Here is a 7151-nt window from a genome sequence, read left to right as displayed (position 1 = left end):
ATCCAGCAGACATGATGAATCAGATATTCTCGCCGATGGGAATCCCTCGCGATTCCGTCAGGTCAGATTATGCTCTAATTGACGATCTTCTTCCCGCATTTCCGAAAAAAGGCGACCAAGGTCAGGGATGACCGACTCTACCATTGGGGCGTTCCTTTCTTAGGAAAAAGCCCGCTCAATCAGCGGGCTTTTCTTCCTTTTTGACCGGCTTCTTACCGGGCTTTGCGCTGGCCTTGTTGGGGTCAGGCGGCGTCTTCACCAAGCGCTCCATGATGCGCCTCGTTTCATCCAGGTCTTTGTCGGTCTCAGCCATATGCCGGAATTCCCAAAAGAGCTAGTTTTCCGCCCAACGCGCGACGAAACCTACATCGCATTTGCTGCTGCCGTCGACGCTTGGTCGAAGGTCGAATGGCAAATGATGTTTCTGTTCAATTCCGTCAGCACTCCCACCGATCTTAACAAGTCTGGCTCGATCCTCCTGTCAATCATCGGGATTCAAGCGCAGTTGCGCGTCATAGAAGCAGCTGCGCGGTCTCACCTTCGCAAACACCCCGATCTTCTGAAAGACGTAGAACGCACAACCGAAAAAATCGGGAAGAAGGCGACGGTCAGGAACCGTATAATTCATGGGCGATGGAATGAAACGCATCACTTTATTGGCGAAGAATACCAGCATACTGAACCGCTCCGCACCTTCTCTGTCGAGCAGATTTTCGGTCCTAGCTACACAACGGAACAAGAGCGGAAGGCTTTGCTAGGAAAATTCCTTTTCGACAAAGCCGAACTCGACAAGGCAGCCGAGATGTTCGAGCATTTATCGAAAACCATATTTGAACTTCAGTTCAGGATCGTGAGCGCGTTCCTGCCAAGATTGGGTTAGCGAGCAGCTGCGCAGCAATCAGCTCGAAACGCGACTGAGAATCGTTAGCACCAACGCCAAGCCCAACCGCCTCGCGTATTTCGTTCGCAAACGCGGTTATGATTCCTTGATCTGTTGGCGGGTTTCCGCCTAGTGCCGGCCTGTCGCCTTCCGGCTTATGTGATTTGGTCGCTTTTGTCATGTATATAATTAGGAATATAATCCTTCCGTAGCGGCGACCCCTTCAAGAACGGAGATCGCCAAATGGCCAGGAGCAAACCATCCAAACAGCTTTCCGAGGCGGAAATCGAGCGCTTCCTAGCGGCGGCCGAGGCGCTTCACTTGAGCATCGTGAAGCCATTTATATCGCCGCAGTGCAATCATTACCGCTCAATGCAAGACCTTCATGAGGCGCTGTTGAAGGCCGTGCGGGAAGTGACGGGAAAGGAGGTCGAGTTCATCCAGTGGAATACCACGGGGCCGGTGCGGCCGAGTGACCCTTATGAGATCAACCCGCTACAGCGTGGCCTATAGCGATGCCCAGGCCGATCGCGAAGCCTTGCGGACGCGTCGAAGCCCTATCTATCTACGTCGTTTCAAACAAGCCCCGACGTTTGGATCAGGTGGGCAACTCGCATACCGAGGCGAATGGTGAATTCGCCTTGATTGGCGGCGAAGTCCCAGCCGAAAATTGCCGCCCAGCCAAAAAGCACAATGGAGAAGCGCATGCTCCAATTCTAAATTGGGCGCATTGAACAAACGTTAAGGTGTGGCTTGGCTGGTGTGCGCTCGGCCCGCAGACTGTGAGCGGCTTTGACGACGGCAGGGGCATCCCATACGACGATCGCGAACTGGACAACAGCGACGATGAGGACGACGGCACCGAGGAGCCGACGCTAGGCGCACCGAACCGTCACCACAATCAAACGCATTGGGCGGACGGCGCGCGTGGCGACCATGAACGGGAGGTATGCACCGACCGCGAAATGGACCATGCCGAGTGCGATTTTCCCGGCTTTATCGAGGGCGGGCAGGGGATCTGAAATCCCCAGTTTTATCAAAGTCTAACGACCGGGAAAGCGAACTGGAAAGGACACTTAGTAACAGTTGATTCAACCATTGCTGGTATTATTCCATGTATGGTGGCGGCTCCGACAGTGCGGCGGGGGCTGGGTTGCCGGAGCCGCCTGCGCAGTCCGGTTGGGGGTTTGACCGCGCTGTTCCAAAATAGGACAGCGCGGTCAACGATTCATTAAGATGCTCCCCAGCACCTCCGCTGATTGCCCGGCGGCTTCGGCTTCCGGGCCTTTTTACTGCTCAGTCGAACTCCGCTGGTGTGTCAGGATCGTTCGACCAGATGGTCTTGCCATCCTTGTCGATCGCCAAGAACAGGAAGCGGCGCGACTCAAAAATCTCTTGAGCTTTGTTTTTTGCTTCCTCGCGGTCCTCAGTTTCCAAAAAGCAATAGGTCCACTCGTCTTCGCTGTTCGAGGCCCAAACCTGATAGACGGCCATTACCATCCCCTTTTTGGCCCAACCGCTTAATGGCCGGGCTGTGTCTTTTTAATCGACCCTGTAAGCAAAATTATTGCAGGCTTCGAATCCTCTGCACCAACCGGAACTTTAGGCCTTCCTCCGGGCTGTATGTGACATCATCCACCGCGTAGATCGCGATGTAGCCCTTGCGTTCGAAGCCAATTAGGTTTCCAGCAGCATCAACGATCGGTTTGTCGTCGGTGAGGATCACCCGCTCGGTTTGTTGAACTGCTTGGACCAATTCCAAAATTTGCGAAGAGTTAGCGTAGCCTCGCCTCTGAAAGCGGTCGTGGTGGACGAGACCTTTGACCCAATACTTGTGGACGCATGGGAGGCTCTCTCCGTCGACATTGGCGAACCACGATCCTCGATGGCCCTTAGCTTTTGCTGGCGTCATGCAAGTGTTCTCCCTCCTAGTTGACTGTCTCGGCTACCTTGGCGGCTACCCACGTCACGTTTTTTCAGGGTAGCCTACGGCAATGGTAGATTTCAAATAAGTAAGCAATTTCAAACTGGTGCGGACGACGGGAATCGAACCCGTACGATCAGAGATCGAGGGATTTTAAGTCCCTTGCGTCTACCAATTCCGCCACGTCCGCAGGCCAGCCCTTTTCAGATGCCAGACACAGGCCGTCAAGTCGTGTTCTCGCGTTCTCGAACGCGCAACCCAGAGGAGGGGGGCGTGGCGATACTGGCGCGATCGCGGAATTATCAACGGCGCAGGCATTGCTAAACATCCTCGCGGTGGATTTGATCCGCCAATTCCGGCGCCTCTCAGGCCACCCCATTCCCCCGCCCCCTGCGGGCGTCGGCCGCCCCACATCCGGCAGGATTGATCCGCGCGCCATCTGTCCAGCAGTGGCGCTGTCAAAGCAATTCCAGGAAAGCTGTGCAGGCGGCTTTCCCTTCGGAATGGCGGGGAAGAGCCACGCTCAGAACTTGTAGCTCAGATTGACGCCGACGGTGTTCAGCTTCACGTCCTGATCGCGGTCGGTGAAGCCGTTCGACCCGTCATAGTGCTCGGAGCCGAAATCGTAGTAACGATACTGCGCGCCGACGACGAACTTGTCCGTCAGCGCGTAGTCGACGCCGGCGCCCACGGTCCAGCCGACATTCGTACGTGTGTTGGAGAATGCCGGGCCCGCGGCTTGCGAGGTTTCGACGCCGGCGAAGGCGACGCCGCCTATGCCGTAGACCAGCACGCGGTTCATGGCATAGCCGGCCTTGGCATTCATCGATCCGAACCACTTGATGTCTGTGCCGAACACGTTCCCCGGTTCGGGTTCGGCCGTGCCGTCGATCGAGGAATAGTTGAGTTCGGCCTCGGCGCCGAGCACCGCCTGGTCGAACTGCCACAGACCGGCGACATGACCGCCGACGAAACCGCCGTCGAGATCGGGCGAGACCGAAAACGGCCCGCCGCCTGTCCCGGTGATATCCGATTGCCCCCAGCCATAGCCGGCCTGCAGGCCGGCATAGTAGCCGGTCCAGTCAAAGCCGGGCGCGGTCATTGGCAAACCGGCACCAACGTCCGCGGCCGAGGCCGGCCCGGACAGCAGGGCAAGAAAACCGGCACTGGCGAGCGTTAATCGACGCATCGAGCACCCCGAAATGGCGGTTTCGAAAGACTCCTGGCGCACAACCTAACCTTATTCGCCGCGAAACGGAATTGGCTTCAGGCAACAGCGGTTTACGTTGGCGGGTCGCGCGCCCTGTCCTCCAAATCGCGCTGCTTCTCCAGCGGCGATGCCAGCCGGTTGAAGGCGTATTCCGCGAGCACCGAGCCGGCGATGAAAATCAGTATCGGCGCCAGCCATATCCAGAACGAATGCAAAGCGAAGAAGGCCAGGCCGGCGAGGCAGGCCGACACCGCGAAGATCGCGAACCTGATCGTCTGTGCCATCGACAAGGCTCGTCACCGGCTATTTGGCGTCGATGAAATCCAATACAGCCTGGCTGTATTGGTCCGGCGCCTGCAGCATGGCGAAATGGCTGGCGTTGGGCAGGATGATCAGCTTCGCGCCCGGGATGGCGGAGGCCATGTACTCGGTGTGTTCGCGCTTGATCGCCTCGTCATGGTCGCCGGCGACGATCGCCGTCGGGGTTGTTATCTTGCCGAGCTGTTCCTTCGTCCAGGCCGGCTGCGATTCCCACATATGGCTGATCTGCGCGACAAAGGCATCATACTGGGCCGGGGTCTTCGACAGCTTCTTGTAGTCACGGCCTGAGCGGTCGATGTAGGCGGCGAAGGTCTTGTTAGTCATGACGCCCGGGTCGACGCCATCCGTGGTGACGTTGGCGGCCTGTGCAAACAGCCGCGTCAGACGTTCGGGATGATGAAGCGCGATGTCGATGCCAATGATGCCGCCATCGCTCCAGCCGACAAGGGCGGTCTTGTCGATCTTGAGGTAATCCAGCAGCGCCAGATAGTCCGAGGCCATAAGGTCGTAGCCGTAAGGCTCGTCCGTGCGGGTCGAGCGGCCGTGGCCGCGGCTGTCGGCGACGATCACCTTGTGGGTCTTGGAAAGTGTCGCCACCTGGTTCGCCCAGACGTCCGCATGGCCGAGGCCGCCATGGATGAGCAGCACCGGATCACCCGTCCCGAAAACGGCGTAGTACATCTGGATGCCGTTGACCGGCGCATAACCGCTCTGCTCGGCCTTGGGCATGGCCGCTGGCTCCGGCAACGTCTGCCAGCGCTCCTCTGCAACGGCAAAAGACGTCGATACAATGAACAGGATGATGGTGGCGAACGCTTTCCAGTAACGGGTCATGGCTCCCTCGTATGGTTCGGGTTCGACAGTCAGCATCGCCTTTTGGCTGGAATAGTCAACGCGCGGCTTTCCGGCGGATGGCGGGCAAACGGCTCTGGCTCCGCGCTCCGAGATTTGCCAGACTGGCCGCAGCAAAGGAACCTCCCCATGACGCATGCCAAACCCGCCAGCCCCACAAAGCCCAAGCCTTGGACCGAGATGGCGAGGCATCTGGTCGATGTCGCCATGGGCAGGAAACCCGCCGACCTCGTCGTCCGCAACGGGCGCTGGGTGAACGTGCATTCCGGCGAGATCATCGCCGGCACCGATGTCGCCATTGCCGGCGGCCGTTTCGCCTATTGCGGGCCGAACGCCAGCCATGCCATCGGCCAGGGCACCAAGGTGGTCGATGCCGGCGGGCGCTATCTGGTGCCTGGCCTGTGCGACGCGCACATGCATGTCGAGAGCGGCATGGTGACGGTGACCGAATTTTGCCGCGCCGTCATCCCGCACGGCACCACGTCGATGTTCATCGATCCGCATGAGATCGCCAATGTGCTGGGCCTGCCTGGCGTGCGGCTGATGCATGACGAGGCGGTGGCCATGCCCATCAACGTGCATGTGCAGATGCCGTCCTGCGTGCCCTCCGCACCCGGGCTCGAACATGCCGGCGCCGAGTTGACGGTCGCCGATGTGACGGAGGCGATGACCTGGGAAAACATCATCGGGCTCGGCGAAGTGATGAATTTTCCCGGCGTCGCCGCCAACGATCCGGTCATGTCGGGTGAGATCGCCGCGACGGTTCATGCGGGCAAGACGGTTGGCGGCCACTATGCCTCGCGCGATCTTGGCCTGCCCTTCCACGGCTATGTCGCCGGCGGACCCGAGGACGATCATGAAGGCACGCGCGCCGAGGACGCCATCGCCCGCGTGCGCCAGGGCATGAAGGCGATGCTGCGGTTAGGCTCGGCCTGGTATGACGTTGCCTCCCAAATCAAGGCGGTGACGGAAGGCGGCATCGATCCGCGTAACTTCATCCTGTGCACCGACGACAGCCATTCCGGCACGCTTGTCCACGAAGGGCACATGGACCGGGTGGTGCGCCATGCGATCCAACAGGGGCTGAAGCCGATGACGGCGATCCAGATGGCGACGATCAACACCGCCCAGCATTTCAGGCTGGAGCGCGAGATCGGTTCGATCGCGCCGGGCCGGTTGGGCGATCTGCTGATTGTGTCCGATCTCGCCGCAATGACCATCGACGAGGTCTATGCGCGCGGCGTGAGACTGGCCAAGGGCGGCAAGCTCGATATCGACATTCCGGCCTATGATTACCCGAAGTCCGCGAAGAACACCGTCAAGCTCGGCAAGAAGCTGAAGGCAACCGATTTCGACATCGTGGCCCCCAAGGGCGCCAACGAAGTGCGGGTGCGGGTGATCGGCGTTATCGAGAACCAGGCACCGACGCGCGCGCTGGAGGCCGACCTTGCCGTCGAGGACGGGCTGGTCGCCATGGATCGCCGCAACGACATCTGCCAGATCGCGCTGGTCGAGCGTCACCGGGGTACCGGCGGCGTCACCAACGCCTTTGTTTCCGGCTTCGGCTATATGGCCGATTGCGCCATGGCCTCCAGCGTGGCGCATGACGCCCACCACATCATCTGCGTCGGCACCAACAAGCAGGACATGGCGCTGGCGGTCAACCGACTGGGCGAAGTCGGCGGCGGCGTCGTGCTGTTCTCCAAGGGCAAGGAACTGGCGCTGGTCGAAATGCCGATCGCCGGGCTGATGTCCGACGAGCGCGCCGAGATCGTCGCCGCCAAGGCCGAGAAACTGACCGAGGCGATGCGCAAGATGGGCTGTTCGCTGAACAACGCCTACATGCAGCACTCGCTGCTGGCACTGGTGGTCATTCCGGAGCTCAGGATTTCAGACGTCGGGCTGATCGACGTGACGAGCTTCCAGAAGGTCGATCTGTTCGTCTGAGATCAGCCGCCGGCGCT

11 protein-coding genes and 1 tRNA gene are annotated in these 7151 nt (G+C 59.6%); 4 read left to right on the top strand and 8 right to left on the bottom strand.

Annotated elements, in window-relative coordinates; genetic code table 11:
• Window positions 1-175 precede the first annotated feature (175 nt).
• The gene (locus FJ548_RS29945) at window positions 176-313 is read right to left on the bottom strand and encodes a hypothetical protein (RefSeq protein ID WP_181165518.1); all 138 of its coding nucleotides are present in this window, start codon (window positions 311-313) and stop codon (window positions 176-178) included.
• Here FJ548_RS29945 and FJ548_RS20390 point away from each other — a divergent pair, their 5' ends adjacent.
• The gene (locus FJ548_RS20390; protein ID WP_140778807.1) at window positions 314-880 is read left to right on the top strand and encodes a hypothetical protein; all 567 of its coding nucleotides are present in this window, start codon (window positions 314-316) and stop codon (window positions 878-880) included. It begins immediately after the preceding gene.
• A 243-nt stretch (window positions 881-1123) separates the two neighbouring features.
• Window positions 1124-1393 (top strand): hypothetical protein, encoded by a 270-nt coding sequence (locus FJ548_RS20385; RefSeq protein ID WP_140607510.1) that lies wholly within the window; start codon window positions 1124-1126, stop codon window positions 1391-1393.
• A gap of 62 nt (window positions 1394-1455) precedes the next feature.
• On the opposite strand, the gene FJ548_RS30765 is transcribed toward FJ548_RS20385, so the two are convergent.
• Window positions 1456-1587: a hypothetical protein gene (locus tag FJ548_RS30765; RefSeq protein ID WP_281406639.1), complete on the bottom strand. Its 132-nt coding sequence runs from the start codon at window positions 1585-1587 to the stop codon at window positions 1456-1458.
• Window positions 1588-1662: 75 nt separating this feature from the next.
• On the opposite strand from FJ548_RS30765, the gene FJ548_RS20380 reads away from it, so the two are divergent.
• Window positions 1663-1902, top strand: a complete 240-nt coding sequence (locus FJ548_RS20380; protein ID WP_140607509.1) for a hypothetical protein — start codon at window positions 1663-1665, stop codon at window positions 1900-1902.
• A 274-nt stretch (window positions 1903-2176) separates the two neighbouring features.
• On the opposite strand, the gene FJ548_RS20375 is transcribed toward FJ548_RS20380, so the two are convergent.
• The 6 genes from FJ548_RS20375 to FJ548_RS20350 form a co-directional block, all read right to left on the bottom strand.
• Window positions 2177-2374: a hypothetical protein gene (locus tag FJ548_RS20375; RefSeq protein WP_140694420.1), complete on the bottom strand. Its 198-nt coding sequence runs from the start codon at window positions 2372-2374 to the stop codon at window positions 2177-2179.
• A 70-nt stretch (window positions 2375-2444) separates the two neighbouring features.
• A complete protein-coding gene (locus FJ548_RS20370; RefSeq protein WP_140778806.1) occupies window positions 2445-2792 on the bottom strand; it encodes a hypothetical protein in 348 nt (115 codons plus the stop codon).
• A gap of 116 nt (window positions 2793-2908) precedes the next feature.
• Window positions 2909-2994, bottom strand: a tRNA-Leu gene (locus FJ548_RS20365).
• Window positions 2995-3327: 333 nt separating this feature from the next.
• On the bottom strand, window positions 3328-3993 hold the full coding sequence (locus FJ548_RS20360) for an outer membrane protein (protein WP_140607506.1): 666 nt from the start codon (window positions 3991-3993) through the stop codon (window positions 3328-3330).
• 92 nt (window positions 3994-4085) lie between these two features.
• Window positions 4086-4298 carry a hypothetical protein gene (locus tag FJ548_RS20355; protein ID WP_140607505.1) on the bottom strand — a complete coding sequence of 71 codons (213 nt, stop codon included), beginning with the start codon at window positions 4296-4298 and terminating at the stop codon, window positions 4086-4088.
• 19 nt (window positions 4299-4317) lie between these two features.
• Window positions 4318-5169 (bottom strand): alpha/beta hydrolase, encoded by an 852-nt coding sequence (locus FJ548_RS20350; protein WP_140607504.1) that lies wholly within the window; start codon window positions 5167-5169, stop codon window positions 4318-4320.
• 147 nt (window positions 5170-5316) lie between these two features.
• Between FJ548_RS20350 and ade the strand changes: the two genes are divergently transcribed.
• Window positions 5317-7134: an adenine deaminase gene (gene ade / locus FJ548_RS20345; RefSeq protein WP_140778805.1), complete on the top strand. Its 1818-nt coding sequence runs from the start codon at window positions 5317-5319 to the stop codon at window positions 7132-7134.
• The last annotated feature ends 17 nt before the right edge of the window (window positions 7135-7151 follow it).

Origin of the sequence: Mesorhizobium sp. B2-4-17 (assembly GCF_006441275.1) — a bacterium.
Classification (GTDB): domain Bacteria; phylum Pseudomonadota; class Alphaproteobacteria; order Rhizobiales; family Rhizobiaceae; genus Mesorhizobium.
Note: the sequence above shows the minus strand (reverse complement) of the source record. Positions and strands in the feature narration are given on the sequence as shown.